24 protein-coding genes are annotated in these 19880 nt (G+C 57.6%); 6 read left to right on the forward strand and 18 right to left on the reverse strand.

Features of this window, described 5'->3' with window-relative positions; genetic code table 11:
• Positions 1-31: 31 nt before the first annotated feature.
• From ACESLM_RS07525 to ACESLM_RS07540, 4 genes are all read right to left on the reverse strand, one after another.
• On the reverse strand, positions 32-328 hold the full coding sequence (locus ACESLM_RS07525; RefSeq protein WP_372630939.1) for a hypothetical protein: 297 nt from the start codon (positions 326-328) through the stop codon (positions 32-34).
• Between the two features lie 78 nt (positions 329-406).
• Positions 407-862: an SRPBCC family protein gene (locus ACESLM_RS07530; protein ID WP_372630940.1), complete on the reverse strand. Its 456-nt coding sequence runs from the start codon at positions 860-862 to the stop codon at positions 407-409.
• Between the two features lie 120 nt (positions 863-982).
• Positions 983-2626, reverse strand: a complete 1644-nt coding sequence (locus tag ACESLM_RS07535; protein ID WP_372630941.1) for an FAD-binding protein — start codon at positions 2624-2626, stop codon at positions 983-985.
• 32 nt (positions 2627-2658) lie between these two features.
• Positions 2659-3411, reverse strand: coding sequence for an SDR family NAD(P)-dependent oxidoreductase (locus ACESLM_RS07540; RefSeq protein ID WP_372630942.1), 753 nt, complete (start codon positions 3409-3411; stop codon positions 2659-2661).
• A gap of 315 nt (positions 3412-3726) precedes the next feature.
• Between ACESLM_RS07540 and ACESLM_RS07545 the strand changes: the two genes are divergently transcribed.
• Entirely contained in the window at positions 3727-4383 is a 657-nt protein-coding gene (locus ACESLM_RS07545; RefSeq protein WP_372630943.1) for a TetR/AcrR family transcriptional regulator, read from the forward strand.
• A 74-nt stretch (positions 4384-4457) separates the two neighbouring features.
• On the opposite strand, the gene ACESLM_RS07550 is transcribed toward ACESLM_RS07545, so the two are convergent.
• The 4 genes from ACESLM_RS07550 to ACESLM_RS07565 form a co-directional block, all read right to left on the reverse strand.
• Positions 4458-5150 (reverse strand): hypothetical protein, encoded by a 693-nt coding sequence (locus ACESLM_RS07550; protein WP_372630944.1) that lies wholly within the window; start codon positions 5148-5150, stop codon positions 4458-4460.
• A gap of 101 nt (positions 5151-5251) precedes the next feature.
• Positions 5252-6274, reverse strand: a complete 1023-nt coding sequence (locus tag ACESLM_RS07555; RefSeq protein ID WP_372630945.1) for a DUF2804 domain-containing protein — start codon at positions 6272-6274, stop codon at positions 5252-5254.
• A 49-nt stretch (positions 6275-6323) separates the two neighbouring features.
• Positions 6324-7022 (reverse strand): ribose 5-phosphate isomerase A, encoded by a 699-nt coding sequence (gene rpiA / locus ACESLM_RS07560; RefSeq protein WP_372630946.1) that lies wholly within the window; start codon positions 7020-7022, stop codon positions 6324-6326.
• Between the two features lie 67 nt (positions 7023-7089).
• The gene (locus ACESLM_RS07565; protein WP_372630947.1) at positions 7090-7752 is read right to left on the reverse strand and encodes an aspartate/glutamate racemase family protein; all 663 of its coding nucleotides are present in this window, start codon (positions 7750-7752) and stop codon (positions 7090-7092) included.
• Positions 7753-7886: 134 nt separating this feature from the next.
• Between ACESLM_RS07565 and ACESLM_RS07570 the strand changes: the two genes are divergently transcribed.
• Positions 7887-8417: a Crp/Fnr family transcriptional regulator gene (locus tag ACESLM_RS07570; protein WP_372630948.1), complete on the forward strand. Its 531-nt coding sequence runs from the start codon at positions 7887-7889 to the stop codon at positions 8415-8417.
• On the opposite strand, the gene hmpA is transcribed toward ACESLM_RS07570, so the two are convergent.
• A complete protein-coding gene (hmpA, locus tag ACESLM_RS07575) occupies positions 8375-9598 on the reverse strand; it encodes an NO-inducible flavohemoprotein (protein ID WP_372630949.1) in 1224 nt (407 codons plus the stop codon). The genes ACESLM_RS07570 and hmpA overlap by 43 nt on opposite strands.
• 227 nt (positions 9599-9825) lie before the next feature.
• Between hmpA and ACESLM_RS07580 the strand changes: the two genes are divergently transcribed.
• Positions 9826-10710, forward strand: a complete 885-nt coding sequence (locus ACESLM_RS07580; protein ID WP_372630950.1) for a pirin family protein — start codon at positions 9826-9828, stop codon at positions 10708-10710.
• A gap of 90 nt (positions 10711-10800) precedes the next feature.
• Here the strand turns inward: ACESLM_RS07580 and greA are convergent, their stop codons facing one another.
• The 3 genes from greA to pdxR form a co-directional block, all read right to left on the reverse strand.
• Positions 10801-11280: a transcription elongation factor GreA gene (gene greA / locus ACESLM_RS07585; RefSeq protein WP_372630952.1), complete on the reverse strand. Its 480-nt coding sequence runs from the start codon at positions 11278-11280 to the stop codon at positions 10801-10803.
• Between the two features lie 105 nt (positions 11281-11385).
• Positions 11386-11949, reverse strand: a complete 564-nt coding sequence (locus ACESLM_RS07590; protein WP_372630953.1) for a pyridoxamine 5'-phosphate oxidase family protein — start codon at positions 11947-11949, stop codon at positions 11386-11388.
• Positions 11949-13403 (reverse strand): MocR-like pyridoxine biosynthesis transcription factor PdxR, encoded by a 1455-nt coding sequence (pdxR, locus tag ACESLM_RS07595; RefSeq protein WP_372630954.1) that lies wholly within the window; start codon positions 13401-13403, stop codon positions 11949-11951. The genes ACESLM_RS07590 and pdxR overlap by 1 nt, the downstream gene beginning before the upstream one ends.
• Before the next feature lie 108 nt (positions 13404-13511).
• Between pdxR and ACESLM_RS07600 the strand changes: the two genes are divergently transcribed.
• The 3 genes from ACESLM_RS07600 to ACESLM_RS07610 all read left to right on the forward strand — a co-directional run bounded on the left by ACESLM_RS07600 (position 13512) and on the right by ACESLM_RS07610 (position 15548).
• Positions 13512-14063, forward strand: coding sequence for a pyridoxamine 5'-phosphate oxidase family protein (locus ACESLM_RS07600; protein ID WP_372630955.1), 552 nt, complete (start codon positions 13512-13514; stop codon positions 14061-14063).
• Positions 14064-14147: 84 nt separating this feature from the next.
• A complete protein-coding gene (locus ACESLM_RS07605) occupies positions 14148-14729 on the forward strand; it encodes a Crp/Fnr family transcriptional regulator (protein WP_158223735.1) in 582 nt (193 codons plus the stop codon).
• A 60-nt stretch (positions 14730-14789) separates the two neighbouring features.
• Entirely contained in the window at positions 14790-15548 is a 759-nt protein-coding gene (locus tag ACESLM_RS07610) for an SDR family oxidoreductase (RefSeq protein ID WP_372630956.1), read from the forward strand.
• Positions 15549-15552: 4 nt separating this feature from the next.
• Here ACESLM_RS07610 and ACESLM_RS07615 read toward each other — a convergent pair whose 3' ends face one another.
• The 6 genes from ACESLM_RS07615 to ACESLM_RS07640 all read right to left on the reverse strand — a co-directional run bounded on the left by ACESLM_RS07615 (position 15553) and on the right by ACESLM_RS07640 (position 19879).
• Positions 15553-17448 carry a methyl-accepting chemotaxis protein gene (locus ACESLM_RS07615; protein WP_372630957.1) on the reverse strand — a complete coding sequence of 632 codons (1896 nt, stop codon included), beginning with the start codon at positions 17446-17448 and terminating at the stop codon, positions 15553-15555.
• Positions 17449-17561: 113 nt separating this feature from the next.
• On the reverse strand, positions 17562-17858 hold the full coding sequence (locus ACESLM_RS07620; RefSeq protein WP_372630958.1) for a response regulator transcription factor: 297 nt from the start codon (positions 17856-17858) through the stop codon (positions 17562-17564).
• Between the two features lie 14 nt (positions 17859-17872).
• Positions 17873-18397 carry a chemotaxis protein CheW gene (locus tag ACESLM_RS07625; RefSeq protein ID WP_372630959.1) on the reverse strand — a complete coding sequence of 175 codons (525 nt, stop codon included), beginning with the start codon at positions 18395-18397 and terminating at the stop codon, positions 17873-17875.
• A gap of 87 nt (positions 18398-18484) precedes the next feature.
• On the reverse strand, positions 18485-18937 hold the full coding sequence (locus ACESLM_RS07630; RefSeq protein ID WP_372630960.1) for a hypothetical protein: 453 nt from the start codon (positions 18935-18937) through the stop codon (positions 18485-18487).
• The gene (locus ACESLM_RS07635) at positions 18934-19059 is read right to left on the reverse strand and encodes a hypothetical protein (protein ID WP_372630961.1); all 126 of its coding nucleotides are present in this window, start codon (positions 19057-19059) and stop codon (positions 18934-18936) included. Before ACESLM_RS07635 ends, ACESLM_RS07630 begins: the two co-directional genes overlap by 4 nt.
• A gap of 160 nt (positions 19060-19219) precedes the next feature.
• Positions 19220-19879 carry a response regulator transcription factor gene (locus ACESLM_RS07640; RefSeq protein ID WP_372630962.1) on the reverse strand — a complete coding sequence of 220 codons (660 nt, stop codon included), beginning with the start codon at positions 19877-19879 and terminating at the stop codon, positions 19220-19222.
• Position 19880 lies beyond the last annotated feature (1 nt).

The raw sequence follows: 19880 nt of genomic DNA on the forward strand, positions 1-19880 counted from the left end.
CACTTCCGGCGCGTTCGCCCACCTTAACGGTCTAGCAGAACGTTAATCGCCCATTTCCGGCGCGGTCGTCCACCTTAGCGGTCTGGGAGAACGTTAACCGCCCGATTCTCGCGCGTTCGCCCACCTTAACGGTCTGGCAGAACGTTAATCGCCCGATTCTCGCGCGGTCGTCCACCTTAGCGGTCTGGCAGAACGTCAATCGCCCGATTCTCGCGCGGTCGCCCACCTTAGCGGTCTGGGAGAACGTTAACCGCCCGATTCTCGCGCGTTCGCCCACCTTAACGGTCTGGCGGAACGTTAATCGCCCACTTCCGGCGCGTTCGCCCACCTTAGCGGTCTGGAGGAACGTTAGACGTTAGCCGCCCCATGCATAAGCGCCGTCCCACACAGGAACGGCGCCTTTCGTTTATGCTCTGACGTTCTCGATTTCCTCGATCCGTCCGGCGATCGCTTCGGAGAGCTCTTGAGCCGTCTTCGGCACGAACGACTTGAGAATCGAGTTGACCATCGGACCCATCGCGCCTTTGGCCGTAATGTCCAGGTAACCGGTCATTTTGGTCGTATTGGCATTCACAGCCTCCGCCTCGAAATACCCGTTGCCCCCGAAGTTGTCGGACAGTCCCGACAGATCGAACGTTACCTTCGTCGGCTCGATCCACTCCTTGATGTCGATCTTCAGCTTGACCGTTTTCTTCATAAAGCCGAGATCGCCCTTGAAAGCCCATGTGGATTGGCGCTCGCTCAGAATTTCGTGCTCGATGTAACCCGGCACAAGCGGCGCCCACTTGTTCATATCGCTAACAAAGTCCCATATCCTATCGATCGCCACTGGAAGCTCTATCGTATGAATTCCGTTTGGCATAACGGTTCAACTCCTTTTTCTCGTCTGACGGTCAGGTCAGATCTGTCTATTGCCCCTCACTCTTCCTCGTCAGGCGACCAGGTTCAATCAGTCAGCCCTCTCTTGTATCCTCGTCCGGCCTCAAATCTCCCTCGACACCGAACGTCCCGCTGCGATTCCCGCCAAGTAACCCATCGTCATTCCCGGTCCGAGCGTTCCGCCCGCGCTGGCGTAAGCCTGGCCCATAATGCCCATCGAAGCGTTGCCCGCAGCGTACAGTCCCGCAATCGGCTTGCCCCGCAAGTTGATCACTTGCCCGTCGGCGTTGATGCGAGGGCCGCCGTTCGTGCCCAGCGTACCCGCGTATACCGGAAGAGCGTAGAAAGGCGCCTGCTCGATCGTGCCAAGATTCGCTTCCGCGCTGCCTCCTCCGCCGCCGAGGTTTTCGAAGAAGGTCGTCCCTCTGCCGAAGTCCGGGTCCGCGCCTTGACGCACGTTCTCGTTCCATCTGGCGACCGTCTGCTCCAGCCCGTCCGGGTCGACGCCGATCTTCGCGGCCAGATCCCGAAGATTGTCCGCCCGATCCACCCAATCCGGAGCGTCCTCACCCGGCATCATCGTCACGATCATCGTGCGGTCCTTCAGCTGCTGGTCGAAAATCATCCACACCGGAGGCTCATTCGGCCACTCCAACGCGACCGGATCGTACTCGTAGAAGGCCTTAGGCATGTCGTTGTACGTCACGCCTTCGTGGACGAACCGTTTGCCGTGCCGGTTGACGATGATGCTGTTAGGACCCATGCGTCCCCCTCCGAGTTGGTTAAGGACGCGGTCCTCATATTCGAAAGTCGGGTCCTGCATCGCCGAATACCACCAAGCTTCGCTCATGTTGGCCAGCGCCGCTCCCGCTTCCATCGCCATGACAAGGCCGTCCCCGTCGTTGCCCGCCGGAGAGAGCGGATGCGTGACCTCCGCCTTCAAGAAAGCCTTCACGAGCTCCTTGTTCCATTCAAAGCCGCCCGAAGCGAGAATGACCCCCTTGCGCGCGCCGATGTACAGCTTGGAATCGCCTTGCTCGGCGACGAGGCCGATCACTTCGCCGGCGTCGTTCAGGACAAGCTCCTTGCCCGGCGTTCCGGTCAACGTCTCGATGCCGCGATCGAGCACCGCCTTGAACAGGGAAGCGATCAAGGAACGGCCCATCGTGACGATGTTATTTTCCATCCGTTCCGCAATCTTCCCGAAGTCGATGCCTCCGACCGCTCCTCCCTCCTCCAGCGTGAGTGGCGGGAAAGCCGGATTGTTGCGCACCTTGTACGCCCACTCCCCGATCTGGTTCATGTCGAACGGCACCGGATCGAGCGAGCGTCCGCCCGTCGGCTTGCCTCCCGGCAGAGTCGCGTAGTACTCGGGATATCCCTTCGGAATCGAAAATCTGACCGGCGTATGCTCGTTCAGATAGTCGATCATTTTGTGGCCGTTGTCGATGAACGTCTCGACCAGCTCGGGGTCCGGTTCCTTGCCTCCGGTCAGACGCTTGGCGTATAGCAGCGCCTCCTCCCGCGAATCCTCGATGCCCGCTTCCTTCATGTAACGGTTCATCGGAATCCATGGCACGCCGCCGGAAAAGGCGGTCGTTCCGCCGATCTGGTCCGCTTTCTCGATAATCAGCACCTTCGCGCCCTGGTCGTGGGCCAATATCGCGGACACGAGCGCCGCTCCCCCTGTCCCCATCACGACTACGTCCACTTCGCGGTCCCATTGCTCCGGTTTTTTCACTGGCATCTGCATCGTCTCCTCTCGCTGTCAGGGGTTCGTTATTTTGCGGTGACGCCACCGTCGACGGGCAGCTCGATGCCGGTCAGGTAGGACGACGCGTCGGAAGCCAGGAACAGCACCGCTTGCGCGACCTCGGACGCTTGACCGACTCTCGGAAGAGCGGTCTGCTTCAGGAACCATTGCAGCATCTGCTCGTTGTTGACGAACTCGGCGCTCATCGGCGTTTCGATAAAGCCCGGATGCACGGAGTTGACGCGGATGTTGTCCTTGCCGAAGTCGACCGCCGCCGCTTTCGTCAGCATGCGCACGCCGCCTTTCGACGCCGTATACGCGCCTGCTCCGCTGCTTCCGGTTAGACCGGCAATGGAGGAGATGTTGACGATCGATCCGCCTTTGTTCGCCTGCATGTGCGGGATAACGGATTTCATGCCGAGAAACACGCTGGTCAAATTGATATTCATGACCTTGTTCCACTGCTCGATCGTCGTCTCTAGAAGTCCGGCCGCCAGGGAAATGCCCGCATTGTTGACGAGAACGTCTACTTTGCCGTACTTGCCGACGACGGCGTCCACGACCCGCTTCCATTCTTCCTCGGAGGACACGTTATGGGCGAAGGCGATTCCTTGACCTCCTTCCGCTTCGATCTCCTTGAGGACATTCTGCACGGCAGTCTCGTTGATGTCGGTAGCGATGACATTTGCGCCTTCCCTCGCGAACAACAGCGCTTCTTCGCGCCCCATGCCGCTGCCCGCGCCCGTTACGATCGCAACTTTATTGTCCAGTACTCCCATGTTTACGCATCTCCTTTGCTTGTCATGCTGCTTGTATGGTTGAATAGCGAATGGCTTGTCTGCACAAAACCTAATATTGGAAACGCTTTCTCTTTGCAGCGAAACCGTTGAACGATTCCGCCTCCGATGCGCCGATCGCCTCCCGTCTCCCGATACGTTCATGATCCCTCGAAATAATGATAGTTGTGCTATCACTATGATCCGTATTATATCATCGATAAGCAAGAATTCAAACCCTCCTTGAGATGGAAGAGGACGAACGCTTATAATTACTCATACATTGAGTTTGAGTCGACAGGGAAGGTTTGAGCGGAAATGGATCCGAAATCGAGGTATCAGCAGGAGAGAAATGACGGCAAGGAACAGCGCGCAATCGCGATTGTAGACGCCGCTACGACCGTGTTCGTCCAGAAGGGAATCGAGAAAACGACGATGCAGGATATCGCCAAGGAGGCGAATATCGGCATCGCCACTTTGTTCCGGTATTTCCCGAAAAAGGAGAAGCTGGTTGTCGCGGTCGCAGCCAAGCGGACGGAATTAACGTTCGAAGCTTTCCGGAAGGTGACCGAGGAGCCGGGAACCGCGCTGGAGAAAATCGAACGGCTAATGGATTATTTCATCACCGACGTGAAGCGGCCGGACAATCCGAACATCAAGTTCATGGAGGATTTCGAGAGCTACGCGGCGCATTCCCTGGAGCCCCTAGAGGACATCGAGAGCTTTAACGAGCTGTACCGGGCAACGTCGCGCGAATACAGCAAGATCATCCAGGAAGGCCAGCGGGACGGATCGATTCGATCCGACGTTCCTGTCGCCGAGACGTTAACGACGATCATTAACGTATTCGGCATTTTCTCACGGAAGCTGTCGCTTCAGAACAACATCCTTACGTTCGTGTCCGATCTCGAAGCGGAACGGCAGCTTGAAATCTTGAAGCGGATGATTTTGGATTACTTGCGGAATCGGCCGTAAAAAGGAACCCGGCTTGCGTCCAATTGGGGAGCGGGCCGGGTTTGTTGCGGATACGGTATTTTTTTCGATGGACCTCACTGCTCTAATTTTGCAAAGTTCTTGTTGACGTAATCGTCAACGGCCAGCTGAGTAGACTTAAGCGCTCGCTGCGCTTCTCGAATGAGCGATAGAAACCCGTTCAAGTCTTCTTCGGAGCCTGACGCCGCGAACTTCGTCCAACCCTCGACCGTTTGCCGATATAGATTCATGGTTTCAGCAGATTCGTTAGGAATGGCGCTCGGATAGTCAATGATCGGCATGAGTTCATCCAACCGTTTGGATTTTTCCGCATACTCTTGGTGCAAAGCGTTCATCCGTTCATTGATCTCTTTTATGGCCTCTTCGCCAATTCCGCCTCCGTCCGTTTGACGCCCGACAGCAGTCAATAAGATCTCCCAGTCCAACTCTCTCAGCCCCGTTAGCAGCTTGTTGAACGAGTTCAATATCGCTATATTGTTTAAGTATTTCCGATTCCTGTCCTCCGACTCCACAACAACTTTATTACCTGAAGAGGTAACGGAATATCCGACGGATCGCAACAAGTACACAGGGATCATCGCTCGGCCGTCCATCACGACGACCGGAACATCCTTGCTCTGCACAGGCTTCCCGTTCCAGAGCAATTCCCTTACAGGCATGCCCTTGTATTTAAGCGAGTCGCTGGCGACCGCCGTTGCAGCCGCTATCAGAGATAGCGCCAATGCTGCGAATGCGATTTTCCTTTTCATGAACGATTCAACGCCTCCAGTGAAAACAAATAAGCCGACCCTATCGTTCACTCGGAGTCGGCTTGCTGTGTTGGAATATGAGGTTCATGCGTTTGCGAATATCACCAACTGGCAGAATGATCCTCCGCCCAGCCGAGGAGTCCGTCGATCTCGATCGTCTCCCCGTCGTCGGCGACGAGGCTGCCCCGGAACGTTCCGATCATCTGATGGACTTCCGAGCGAATGATTAGCGCGTTCGTCTTCGCCGTTCTTTCGAACAGCGGCTCGAAGACAAGCGACACCCGGTCCGAGCCTGCCGTCCGCATTGTCCAAGGCTCCAAGTAGCGTTCGCGATCGTACGTCCAGACGATGTCCTCATGGATTTTGGATAACCGACCGTCCACGACGAAGCCGTTCTCCGTCTGGCCGGTTCCGTCCGTCCACTGTCCGCCGAGGTTCAAGCCCACCGTACGGCCCCCTGTCGATCTGCCGGAAGCCGCCGCCCAGTTCCAGTTCGCGCGGTAAGGCCACTTGCCTCTGCCGAAATCCAGACAGCCGAACGACTCGTCTTCCGACAGCTCGTACGTCACTTCTTCCCAGCGGACCTGTCCTTGGGCGGGCAGCGCCTCCTGCTTGGAAGTGAACTGATACCGCGACTTGCTCCAAGGCACGACTACGTTCAAGGTCTCGTGTCCTTCCGGCCGGCGAACGAGAAGATCCGCGGACAGAGCCCGGCCCCGGCCGCCGAAATTCGGGGCTTCCACCCGGATTCTCGTCGCGCTCCCAAGCTCTTCTAACGAGATCGCCAGCTCCTTGCCGTCGTAACGAACCGAAGCGTTCACCTCATCCGGCATCCGACAGCCAATCCCGAACGGGGCTAGCACCGTCTGCTCCCGAAAGCGCAAAGTACGCAAATCCAAAGCATACGCGAACAGGACCGCCGCATAGTCCAAATGAGAGATCGTGACGGAAAACAGCAGCTCGGGGTTCGTAACGCACCAATAGTTCCATTTCTTCTTGCGAAGCGGACTTCCTGTAACGTTGCAGCGAATAACCGGATGCTTCGCCCAGCCGACGCTGTCCGGAGACAGCCTTCCGGCGGCATCGCACAGATCGGTCGGAACCGTAATCTCTCTTGCGCCCATGGACGAACTCCTCGCTTCGGCAAATGGTCTCGTTCGCCTTGCTCCGGCTCTAGGTCGTCAGGATCTCCGGATTAAAGCCCATAAACAAGCCGGATTCGATCACGCCGGGAATCGACTTGATCTCCTTCTCGTAGCCGTCCTGGATTTTGTTGAACCGCACGTCCAAAATCAAGTTTCCAGCCTCGGTAATGACCGGGCCGTCCTTGGCTACCGCCATCCGCATCTGCACTTCTTTAACGCCCAGCTTGGCCAGCTCCGTCTCGACCAAATTCACCGCGCGGGGATCGACCTCGATCGGCGCCGCGAACTTCTCCCCCAGGTAGGAGACGAACTTCGAGGAATCGACGAGAATATAGTTTTCGGGAGCGCTCTTCATAACCAGCTTCTCCGCGAACATCGCGCCTCCGCGCCCTTTGATCAGGTTCTTGTTCGGATCGACCTCGTCCGCGCCGTCGAAATACCAGTCCGGTCTCGTGTTCAGCAGCGTCGAGGTCGGCAGCCCCATGATCGAACAGGTCAGCGACACTTCGTGGGACGTCGGGATCGCCAGCACGTTCAGCTTCTGCTCCTTCACCTTCTTGCTGATGGCCAGCAGCGCCAGGTACGACGTAGAGCCCGAACCGACGCCGATAACGTCCCCGTCCCGCACGCGTTCGGCGATCTTCGCCGCAACCGCTTCCTTCTGCTCCCTGTTGGAAATTTCCTTCGTCCACTGCAGCGTAGTCGCGATTTTATTTTCCCAAACCATGAACAAACCTCGCTTCGATTAATGTGAATGGGGCCCCTCAATTGCCTGATCATTATTATAGCATGATTTACCTTGGAAGCGTTTCTTTCATCCGGGCGGCCAGACCTTCCAGCGCATGGCCGATCGGGGTGCCCAGCTCCGAGCCGGCTCTGTCCGCCGCGGCGGTCATGGACAATTGGGCGACGGACAGCCGCCTGCCCGGTTCGGACGCCGCTTGCTCCCGAATACGTTCGAAGAGCTCGCGATCATGCCGCTCCTGCTCTCCCCGCATCACAAGGTCGAATAGACCATCCAATACCCGCGCATCCACATCAGGCCGCCGCCCCGTTGCGGATGCGTACGCTTGCAGCCGCGCCATCGTCCCTTCCACCGTCGCCCGATTCGTGAAGAGCAGCAGCTGCGGCCCCTCGAAGCCGCATACCGAATCGAAGAAGGGCTCGTCAATGCCCACGACCGGCACGGCTATGGAAAGCGGATTGTCCTGCAGCTCCGCCATGTATTGGGTGCAGGTGACGAGAATTGCGTCCGCACCGCTTTGCCCGATCCACTCGACCTGATCTTGGACCCGCCTTCTGGCGTCCTCCTGACGAAAAGACGGGTCCCGGGAGACCCGGCGCACCAGGCCGGGATCGACGTAGTGCAGCAGCTCCGCTCCAAGTCCCGCCAACGTCCGGTCGATATGCCCGATATTGGAGTGGTGGGCGTGCAGACAACCTATTGTTTTGTCCATCCGTATGTCGTCTCCGTCTCTTAGGTTTGCTCCGATTGTATCACATCGCGCCGCACCTGATATAATGGACAAAAAAGAACGGAGACCCGAGACAAGGCTTCCGCTCCGACTAGCACGAAGGAGTTCATGCGATCATGATTCTGCATAAAGGAGAGATCCTGTTCCGGCAAGGAGAATCGGGTTCCCTGTACCGTCTCGTCAGCGGGTTGCTCAAAATCGTCAGGCTGCACGAGGACGGAACGCCCACGCTCGTCAACATCATCGTCCCGAACGAAATCATCCCGCATCATTCGTTAATCAGTCCCAACCCGAATTACGGCACGGCTATCGCGCTCGTCACTTGCGAGGTGGAAGTTCTTCCCGCCGCGGCGTGGTACCGGGACCTCGAAGCCAATCCCGCGAAATGCCGCGACATCGCGCTTCTGCTTCAGGACAAACTAAGAATGATGCAGAAACGGATCGACCAGTTGACGGAAGTCGCTCCCGCAGACAAACTGAGCAAGCTTCGGAACTGGTTTGCCTCCTATTTCAAGGACGTTCCTCTTACCGAGCTGCTTACTCAGGACGAAATCGCGCAGTTCGTCGGCTTAAGACGGGAAACGGTCAATCGGGTGCTTCGGTCTCAGGCGGAAGCCAAGCTGCCCGCCGGACCGAAAAATTCGTAGCGCGCATCCTCTTCAGCCACGCCCCATTCCTTCAGCATCCGATAGACAGTCTTCATGAACGGCACGGGCCCGCAGAAATAAAAACATGCATCGGAGGTCGGGACGAGCGACTGCAGCCATGGCAGGTCGATATAGCCCTCCTTACCGTATACGCCTTCCTCGCGGTCCCGCTCCGTCGGATGCTCGTAGCACCAATGGACGCTAATGTTCGGATGACGGGCGGCCAGCTCCTCCACCTGCTTCCGCATGGCGTGCGCGTTTCCGTTCCGGGCTGCATGGATAAAGGTAACTTGTCTGCTCGTACCGCTCTCGGCGAGCGTGTTCAGCATGCTGACCAGCGGAGTCAGCCCAACGCCGCCGCTGATGAGCACGACAGGACGGCTATCCTTCGTATCGAGCGTGAAATCCCCTGCAGGAGCCGACACTAACAGCGTGCTTCCTTCGTCGACTTGCTCGTGCAGGTAGCAGGATACTTTGCCGGACGGACGATCGGAGAACGCGTCTTCGCGCTTAACGGATATGCGGTAATACGGCTTGCCGGGTGCGTCCGACAGACTGTACTGGCGAATATGGGTGTTGGACTCGCCGGGAATGTCCAGCTTGATGCTGATATACTGCCCCGGCTCGTATTCGGCGATTCCTTGGCTGTCCTGCGGTACGAGGTAGAAGGACGTGATGACGTCGCTCTCCTGGACTTTCTTGGCTACCTTGAACGCCCGGAAACCGGCCCATCCCCCTTGCTGCTTCTCCGACTGCTCGTACATCTCCGCTTCCACGCTGATGAACACGTCGGCTATAACGCCGTACGCTTCCGTCCACGCGTTCAGGATTTCTTCCGTCGCCGCGTCTCCGAGCACGTCCTTGATCGCCGCCAGCAGGTTCCTGCCGACGATCGGATAATGTTCCGCCTTCACGCCCAAACTGCGATGTTTGTGCGCGATCTGGCGGACGACCGGAAGAATCGCTTCCAGCTTGTCGATGTGCAGCGCGGCCGCGTAGACGGCGTTGGCGAGCGCGGTTTGCTGCCTGCCCTGCTTCTGGTTGGCGTGGTTGAAAATATGGAGCAGCTCCGGATTCTCGGCGAACATCATCTGGTAAAAGCGCTTCGTAATCGCCGTGCCGTGAACCTCCAGCACCGGAACCGTGGATTTTATGATGGCAATGCTTTGTTGACTTAACATATTGTCTCCTCACTTTCTATAAATGCGAATGATTCCAGTATAGGCACCGCTCCTCCGGCGCCGTGTGACTTCGATCACACGAAAAAGCAACAAACGTTGACGGCGGATTAGCTCGCGGGGCGGCTCTATTGCGAGGACACGAGGGGGGCTTGACGAAATCGTCCAGATCATATATCTTAAAATTAAGATTTATAAATTTGAGATTTAAATCGAGAGGGGAGCGATTCATGATGACAGCTTACCGCAGCATCGAAGGCACGTATCAGGGGGCGCCGTTCCATATGGTCGGAGACGGGTTCCGGGTGTCCAACTACTTCCCATCCGGGCAGGATTTCGGAGCGAAGTTCAGTCCCTTCCTCTTGATGGACTATAACGCTCCTTACGAGTTTCCGCCATCGGATTCGGTCAAGGGCATCGGCGCCCATCCGCACCGCGGCTTCGAAACCGTGACGATCGCATACGAAGGTTATATCGAGCATCACGACAACCACGGCAGCCATGGCATTATCGGTCCCGGGGACGTGCAATGGATGACCGCCGGCTCTGGCCTGCTGCACAAGGAATATCACGAGAAAGAGTTTTCGAGAAGCGGAGGCTTGTTCCAGATGATCCAGCTATGGGTCAACTTGCCGCGCGAACACAAAATGCATCCGCCGAAATATCAGGAGCTGACGAAGGACAAAATGGGCTACGTCGACCTGCCGAACAACGGCGGCAAGGTGCGCGTCATCGCCGGGGAGTACAATGGCACCAAGGGGCCGGCAAGCACGTTCACGCCGATCCATCTGTTCGATATGACGCTGACCAAAGGCGGCAAAGCAAGCTTCGAGCTTCCGGCCTCCTTCAATACGGGAGCGCTGGTGCTGAGAGGGACGGTAAAAATAAACGGAGAAACGACGGCGGCGGAAGGGGATTTCACCCTATTCCGAAACGAGGGCGGCGAAATTTCCGTCGAGGGGTTAAGCGACGATGCGATGATCATTTTCCTGAGCGGGGAACCGATTGACGAGCCCGTCTTCATGCACGGTCCGTTCGTCATGAACAGCCGCGAGGAACTGGTGGAAGCGTTCAAGGATTTCCAAGCGGGGAAAATGGGGCGTCCCAACTTCTGATTTCGCGGATTAAGACATAGGCACATAAAAACGAGGGGTCCGTCCCTTGGTCATCTAGACAGACGACTTATGGAACAAACCCCTCGTTTCTCATCCCGCTTTGATCTCGAGCAGCTCGTATTTGACGGTGCCGACCGGCGCCTCCACGCTGACGATGTCGCCTACGCGCTTGCCGATCAGCTCCTTGCCCAGGGGGCTTTCGTAGGAGATCTTGCTCTCGTTGACGTCCGCCTCGGCCGGACCTACGATCCGATATTCGATCCGCTCGTCGAATTCGATGTCGTTCAACACGACGGTCGAACCGACGTGGACGTGGGAGTTGTCCATGTCCCCTTCGTCGACGACTTTGGCGTTGCGCAGCATCTTCTCCAGCACGAGAATTCTCGTCTCCATGAACGCCTGATCGTCCTTGGCCGAGTGATACTCGCTGTTCTCCTTCAAGTCGCCGTAGCTGATCGCCAGTTTGATGCGGGCGGCCAGCTCCTTGCGCTTCACGTATTTAAGATCATCAAGCTCGGCTTGTAATTTGTCCAATCCTTCTTTGGTCAGGATCACTTGATCGTTCGCCATCGTTTACAGCTCCAATCTGCTTTCTTATCTCCATTCTACCGTATATCCAACCCCGATGCACTTTAGACCCCTTCGTTCGAGTACCGGCATCGTCCCGAAGAGAGACTATTCTCCGACCAAAGCTTCTCCCAGCGGAGTCGGCAGCCCATCCAGACTCTGAACGTTTTTCTGCTTCCAGTATTCGGTCAAGCCGTCATCGCCTTGATGCGCCGCCCATTTGCGCAGCGTATCCCGCTCCTTCTCGTAAGCCATGAACGGCACCGCGAATCCGCACGACGTTTGGACCTTATCGAAATCCACCGCAATCAGTTGCCGCGCTCCCGGAATCGGGGGAAATAAAGGGGACAGTTCCTCCCACTCGGAGGTCCCGGGCAGAATAACCGTACCTTTGCCGTACAGCCTCAATATATTCGGGGGCCCTTCGAACGCGCAAAACATAATCGTAACTCTTCCGTTCTCCCGGATGTGGGCGCTCGTCTCGTTGCCGCTTCCCGTCAAATCCAGATAGGCCACGCGGTTCGGAGACAGCACGCGCAGAGAATCATACCCTTTCGGAGACAGATTGACATGCCCTTCCTCGGACAGCGGCGCCGAGCCGACAAAGAAAATAGGCTGCTTCGCGATAAAGGTCTCATGCTCCGGCAGCAGCGCTTCGAATTGTTTTCCCATTAACCCCGTTCCTCCCTCGTATCGTCACTTCCGTCTCTTCTGAACCAAATCTTCTTCAGCCGTCGGATTCCTTCGACAATCGCCTCCTCGGACACTCCGCCGAAGCCGAGCATCACATACGAGGACGGACAGCTCTCCGGATTCATCCAATGGTTCCTCGGCGAATACACCTTCACCCCGCATAGCGCCGCGCTCTCGATCAACTCGGCGCAATCCCTGCCGCGAACGTCCGCCAGCAGATGAAGTCCGGCCTTCTGGCCGATCGTCTCGACTCGGTCCCCCATCTCCCGTTGTATCGCGGCGATCAGCGCTTTATTCCTGCTCTGGTACAGCTTTCTCATTTTGCGAACATGCCTGTCGTAATGACCTTCCTTCATGAACAGGAACGCCGCTTGCTGAATGATCGGCGACACCGACTGACTGTACGTTCCCAGCCGCTCCCTGAAGACGTCCGACAACCGCTCCGGCAGCACCAGATAGCTTAATCTTGCCGCAGGCAGGAACGACTTCGAGAACGTGCCCAGATAGACGACCCGATCCCCGGCGTCCATCGCTTTCAGCGGAGGAATGGGCTGGCCCTGGTAGCGAAATTCGCTATTGTAGTCGTCCTCCACGATAATGCCGTCCGTCTCGTCCGCCCATTGCAGCAGCCGGCTCCTCTTGCCGACGGGCATGACGCCTCCGAGCGGAAACTGATGGGCGGGGGTCGCGTAGACCGCCTTGGCCCCGCTTCTCCTCAGCGCTTCCACGTCCAGCCCGTCCGCATCGGCCGGGATTGGAACGAGCCGCATCCGGTGGTTGGCGAGTACGGTCCTCACTCCGTCGTATCCCGGGTCCTCTATGGCGAACGGCTCTTCGGCAGACAGGAGAAGCTGGCACAGCAGACTGACCGCCTGCTGCGCCCCCCCGGCGAGAAAGATTTGCTCCGGAGAGCAGAGTATCCCGCGGGCGGCGTACAGATAGCGGGCAATCTCCCGGCGAAGCTCCCCGCTCCCCTGCAGCGCCCCGTACCCGAGCACTTGACGGCGATCTCCGGCCAGCGCCTCCGTCACGCATTTCTTCCAGGCGGCGAGCGGAAACTTCTCCAATGCTACGTCTCCGTACTGGAAGTCGATGTCCGTTCCCGCCGCTTCCGTCTCCGATGCCGCTGCATTCTGAGGAGCCGGAAGGGAGCGATCGAGATTCTCCGCCACTCCCGCCACCGGATGAATCGGGAGCACGAGCAACCCGCTTCTCGGCTTGCTCTGCACATAGCCTTCGGCGAGCAGCTGCTCATACGCGGTTTCCACCGTGTTCTTGCTGATCAGCAAGTGCGCGGACAACTGGCGGATCGACGGAAGCCTGTCGTTCTCCTTCAATTGACCCGATTCGATCTGCCGCCGTATGTACCGGTATAGCTGCTTGTAGACGGGAACCTCGCTCTCCCTGTCCAGCAGCGGCGATAATCCGATCATCCGCTTCCTCCATCTGTCCCTTGCAAAACGATCATTTCTGTCCCTTTTAACCCTGTCAAGCGATTCGTACAATGAGTGTAACACAACTAACCCAAGGAGCGACAGACCATGATTCCGATGCGAATGTTTAAGCTGGCGTGCACCGATGCCGACGCGATCGACCGCTTCCTGTCCGGGGCGAGAACCGGTTTTCTCGGCTTGTCGGCCGACGGCTCCCCCTACGTCGTTCCCCTGAACTACGTCTGGACGAACGGCTCGGTCTACTTCCACGGCGCCGCGGAAGGACGCAAAGTCGATATGCTGCGCCGCAACGCCCAAGCCTGCTTCACCGTCTGCGAGGACCTTGGCACGATCACGGCTCCCGTACCGGCCCATACGGATACCGCTTATATGAGCGTCATGCTCTTCGGAACCGTTGCCCCGGCCGCCGACCTGGAGGAAGCGACCGCCGCCATGCAGGCCATGCTGGACAAATACGTCCCCGGTTATTACGACCAGCCGTTGTCCCGAGCCCATGTCGAGAAATACGTCTCCTCGCTCGGCAGCCGCACGGCCGTATTCAAGCTTACGCCGACGGAAATCACCGCGAAGAGAAACGAAACCCCGGAGGAAAGCCGCATGTACTACCCGGGGAAGACGCATCGGGACGAACGGCCGTAAGCGGCCGGCCGCATGAAGGAATCCCCGCCTCCCGCGACGAATAACACAACACGATCAACTCGCGAGGCAAAAAAAGGAGCGGACATGGATTCGATATGGGAATCGGCTTACGCCAGACTGCAGCAGATCGCCCCCATCCCGGAGAACGAATGGGAGGCTTTCCGTAAGTTGTGCTCGATCCAGACCGTCGCTAAGAACGCGCACTGGGTCAGGGAAAACGAACCCGTAGACGCCATCGCCTTCTGCGCGAAGGGGCTGTTCCGCCTGTATTACGCCACTCCGGACGGCGGCGAGTTCAATAAGAGCTTCTGCTCGGCCCATGATTTCGTCGCTTCTTACGGTGCCTTGCTGGCGGGGTCTCCGTCCCATTTCTCCATACAGGCTCTCGCGGACAGCCTGCTGCTGACCGTCCGTTATTCCGACTTCCGCGCTCTCTACGACAGGCATCCTTGCTGGGAACGGCTTGGCCGCATCCTCGTCGAACAGCTGTACATGAAGAAGGAGCTGCGGGAACGCGAATTCCTTCTGCTCTCCGCCGAAGCCAGATATCTGAAGTTTCTGGAGCGTTACGGCCCGCTCGAGACTCTCATTCCTCAATATCACGTGGCCTCTTACTTGGGAATCACCCCTGTAGCTTTGAGCCGAATTCGCAGGAAATTAACCTAGGTTAATGAAAAACTCCCCTTCCGCTTTTACATTGGAGTAAAAGGAAGGGGAGTTGCGCAAATGCGCCTATCAGGCCATACGGTACTCATCACCGGCGGCGCGGCGGGCATCGGGCTTGCCTTGACCGAACGCTTCGTCCGCCACCGCAATCAAGTCATCCTTGTCGGTAGGGACGAGACGAAGCTCGCTCAGGCGAAGGCCCGTTATCCGGGCATCGCGGCGACCTGCGTCTGCGATCTCGGCAACGAGGAGCAGACGAATCGGCTCGTCGAACGTCTATACGCCGAACATCCCGAGCTCAGCGTGCTGATCAACAATGCCGGCATCCAATTCAATTATTCTTTCGCCGACGCTCAAGCAGCCTCCGGGAAAGCGCCGGCGCCGGACCCGCGCATCCCGGGCGAAATCGTCGTCAACCTGACGTCGCCCGTCCGGCTCGTATCCGGGCTGCTCCCGCTGCTCTCACGCCGGGACGAAGCCGCCATCGTGAACGTCACTTCCGGACTCGCGATCGTCCCGAAGAAATCCGCTCCCGTGTACTGCGCGACGAAGGCGGGCCTTCGCTTGTTTACGAAGGCGCTTCGATACCAGCTGGAGTCGACGAACATTCGAGTGTTCGAGGTCATCCCGCCCGTCGTCGATACCGCCATGACCGCAGGCAGAGGCCGGAACAAAATTACGGCCGAGCAGCTTACCGACCAATTCTGGACCTGTTACGGGAACAACCGGTTGGAAATCCCCATCGGCAAAGTAAAGCTGCTCCTGTGGCTCAACCGGCTCGTTCCCGGCGTAGCCGAGAAAATCTTGAAAAATAGCTGATCGCTTACTTATATTTGAACGTCTCCACCGAATCGTACAGCTTCTCGGCCAGCATAGCCAGTTCCTGCGACGCGGCCGCGGTCTCTTCCGCCGCGGCGGCGGCCTGCTCGCTGATCGACGCTACGGACTCGATCGTCATCAGTACGTTGGAGGCGCTCGTCGTCTGGGAGATGCTGGAATCGGCGATGTGGCCGACCTTCTGCGAAGTTTCGTTGACCTTCAGCACGATGCCCTCGAACGATTCGCGGGTGCGTGCGAAATGCTCCACCCCTTCGCTGACCGCTTCCACGCATTTCGTCGCGCTGCCCTGCATGCCGCTAATAATCTCCGTAATCTGCTTCGTTGCGTCTCCGCTTCGCTCGGCGAGCTTGCGGACCTCGTCGGCTACGACCGCGAAGCCGCGCCCTTGGTCGCCCGCCCGGGCCGCTTCGATCGCGGCGTTGAGCGCAAGCAGGTTCGTCTGCTCCGCAATGCCGTCGATGACTTCGATGATGTCCCCGATCTGCTTGGAGTCCCGTTCCAGATGCTTCATCTGCTCGTTCACCTGCTCCATCTTGCCGATGGAACGAGTAATGATCTCGGTGCCTTCCTCCGCGATCTGGACCGCTTCCTCGGAATACTCCTTCGCCAGATTGGCGTTGGACGCCACCGACTGAATGGAAGTTTCCAGACTCTCGAACAGGTTCGCCATCGTTCTCGCCCGATCGGCCTGATCGACGCTGCCCTTGGCGACTTCGTCCGTGCTGGCCGAAATCTCTTCCGCGGACGAAGCCACGCTTCCCGAGGCGTCGTTGACCTGCTCGATCATCGCGGACAAGGAATCGAGCATTCCGTTCATGTTATCGGCGAGGACGCCGAGTTCGTCTTCGGTTTTCACTTTAAGCCGCGGCCTCAGATCGCCTTGGGCGAGCTGCTTCACGATGCCCGTTATGTAAACGATCGGCTTCACGACGCTCTTCGCGAACAAGTAAGTCACGATAAGCGTAAGCAGCGTAACGATGACGGCGACTCCGATCGTCGTCCACATCATCTGCGTAATCGGCGCCATCAATTCCTTCTCCGGCACCGACAGCTGCACGACGTAGCCGGTTGCCATCGAGCTGGAATAGCCGATCTTCTTGATTCCGCTATATTCGTACGAGTAACTCGCGTTGACGCCCTTCCTGGAATTGTCGAACGCTTCCGTAACGGCGGGGAGATTCATGTCGTAGACCGTTTTCTTCATGACGAGCGCAGGGTCCGGATGGCTGGCCACGTTGCCCGACGTATCCAGCAGAATGGCGTATCCCGTATCCCCGATCTTCGCTTCGCCCGTAATTCGGGTCGCTTCCTCGATCGGGTATCCGCTCGCATAGAAGCCGAACGGCCGGCCATCCTTGATAAGCGGAACGGCGAGAACTACTGTGAGGCTCTTGGAATCGAGGGCGGAGACGACCGGATCGGAGATCGAGGGTTTCCCCTGCTCCACGATTTTCACGTAGGCCCGGCTGGACAGATCGACTTTGTCCCCCGTGTTCGTGATTCCGTTTTTCCCGCTGAAGTCGAACGAGAATACCAACCCTTGGAATTCGGGGTTCTCTTGCATAAACGCGGTCGTCAGTTCCATATGCCTGACCGGATCGGCATCGATATAGCTGCCGATGCCCGCAAGCGTCTCCAGCTTCGTCAGCTTGCCTTGAAGGTCGGCGTCCATGCGAAGAGCGATTTCTTGCGTCCTAAGCTCCAGCTCTTTGTCAATCTGCTTCTTGAACAGCGTGGAGTTCGGGATGAACAGGGCCAGGGACATCGCCGCGATAATGACCAAGGCGATTACCAGCGTCGACAGCGACAAGCGGGTGGACAGCTTTCGGATCTTCCATTTCTTGAACAGGTTCAGGTTTGTCGGCGTCGGCTTGGACATCTAGAGAGTCTCCTTCGATAGGGTTTGAGCCTCATTCTAGAGAATAATTATTAGCAGCCTTATTCAATAACCTTTAAGAACCCGTTAATTTCACTCACACTTCACTAATAATTTCAGAGCGCGAGCTTCATCGCCTTGTCCGCCATCATGCGGTGATGCACGGTGAATTGCTCCAGCACCATCGCCAGAAGCTCTCTCGTCGAGCTCGCTCTCGTCTTCTCCTGGATTTTGGCAATATGGTTTTTGACCGTTTTCTCCGTAATTCCCAACTCGTTGCCCAACCGCTTGTTGCTGTATCCATGCTTGGACAAGCAGTACACGATCTCCCGCTCCCGCTTGGTCAGACCGTGATGAAGGGCAAAGAACGATACGATTTCCGCCAAATGCGACGGTTCCTGCTTCATAATCATTGTCGGCACCTCGATTATTGTTGGATGTGCAGGGGATGAAAAAACGATGTCCTCTCCGGTAGGACGAGTTCGGCCAGATCGCGCATATCGATAATCAGCGCGACTTTTCCTCCAGCCAGCATCGTCGAGCCCGCGATTCCTTGCGCCCTTCCGATGCAGTCGCCCAGCGACTTCATCCGGACCTCCTGGCTCCAGTACATTTCGTCTACGGCCAGGGCAAATCTGCGTTCTCCGATTCCCGCGATGACCAGCGGAACCGACTCCTTCGCGCTGGCGACCCTCGGAATGCGCAGCAGCCGGTGCGGCCAGAAGACGGGAAGCGTACGATCTCCCCAGCGGAACGTCTGCCTTTCACCGGACGATCCGAGCTCTCCGTGCCGGACTTCGGCAACCCCCTCGATGCCGCTCATCGGGAGCATGAAGAGCTGGTCGTGCAGCTTCACCAACTGACCGAAGAACATCGCGTTCGTCAGCGGAAGCTGCAGCCGGACGGATTGCCGCTCACCGGCATGCGACTCGAAGCCGATAAGCCCGCCCAAGCGCTCGGCGACGGCTCTTAACGGTTCCGAGGCCTCGGCAGGCAGGCCGGTCCCGTCGGCGACCGCCCGAACGACGGCCAGATTGTCTTAGTTCGTTATCGACAGCTTCAGCTTCCTGGCCGCGGATCGCTTGCGAACCCACTCGGCCAGAGGAGCCTCCAGCTCCTTCAAAATATCCCCGTCGACTTCCGTATCCTCGCCTTCCAGCTCTACCTCGATTTCATCGCCGCACTTTCCCGCAACATCGGCCACGCGCCTCAGCAGGCCTCTGGCCGGCAGCATTTTCGCCTTCAGCACGCATTCCTGAAGATCGTTAACGACGCAGGACAGATGATCGGCGATCCGGTCGAGCTCCGCCGCCGTCTCTTCGGCGGTCATCCGCTTCTTCTGCTCGAGAATGACCCGATGGATGCGGGCATGTCCGACCATGAGCTCCCCAACCAGCTCCATCAGATCGTCCGGCGACAACGCCTCCGCCCGATCGATCCGAGCATCGTCGACAACGTCGGTTTTCCCTTTCTCCATGACGACTTCCTTCATCCGATCCGCTCCCGTTCCGGGATGAGCACTTCGTCCAGTTTCAGCAGACCGACCGCTTCCCCTGCCGCCACGACAAAGTCGATGAAGCTCTGGCGTTCCGCGGATTGCCCGATTGCTTGCATGCGCCTACCACCCCGGTTGCTTTGATTGTCCGTTATTTCACTACCCTCATCTTAATAGGGTCATTAGGACTAGCAACACGAAAATATGTGGCGGAACCCCGCAAATTTTTTTCGGAATCGTACCCAAGAACCAAGACCATACGACTAGTTCGCGAGCGAGCTACGGCAGCAAGTCGGCATCCGTCAGAAACCCCAGCTGCTTGGCCTTCATTGCCGCTTCGATTCTGGATTTAACCCCCAGCTTGTTGAAGAGGTTCGTCAGCACGTACTCCAGCGAGCGCTGGCTCATCAGCGACAGCTCCGCGATCTCCTTGTTGCTCTTGCCTCTGGCGATTTCTCTCAGAATCTCGTATTCCTTACTGCTGATCGCCAAATTCGCCGCATCTCTGCTCCCGGGCTCCACGGCTTGAAGAGACGTTCTTCGAAGCTGCCGGACGAGAGAGAGCGGCAGCACGACCTCTCCTCTCAGCGCGCAGCGAACCGCGGTCACCAGTTGTTCTCCGTTGGAAGTCTTCAGAATAAACCCGCTAATGCCCGATTCGATCATCAGATTGAAATGATTGTTGAATTCGAAGCCCGTATAGATCAGGATGACCGCATCCGGGCGAAGCTTGAGCACTTGCTTGGCAAGATCGATTCCGTTGCTGTCGGCCAGATGAAGATCGAACAGCATCACGTCGTACGCCGACTCCCCCGCCATCTCCAGCGCCCTGCCGGCCGAATCGACCAAGAACACCTTCATGTCGCCTTCCTGCTCCAGTATGCTTCTCGTTCCTTCCATTACCGCCGGATGATCGTCTACCAATAAGATCCGAATCATA

The organism is Cohnella sp. (assembly GCF_041641335.1).
Taxonomy (GTDB): domain Bacteria; phylum Bacillota; class Bacilli; order Paenibacillales; family Paenibacillaceae; genus Cohnella.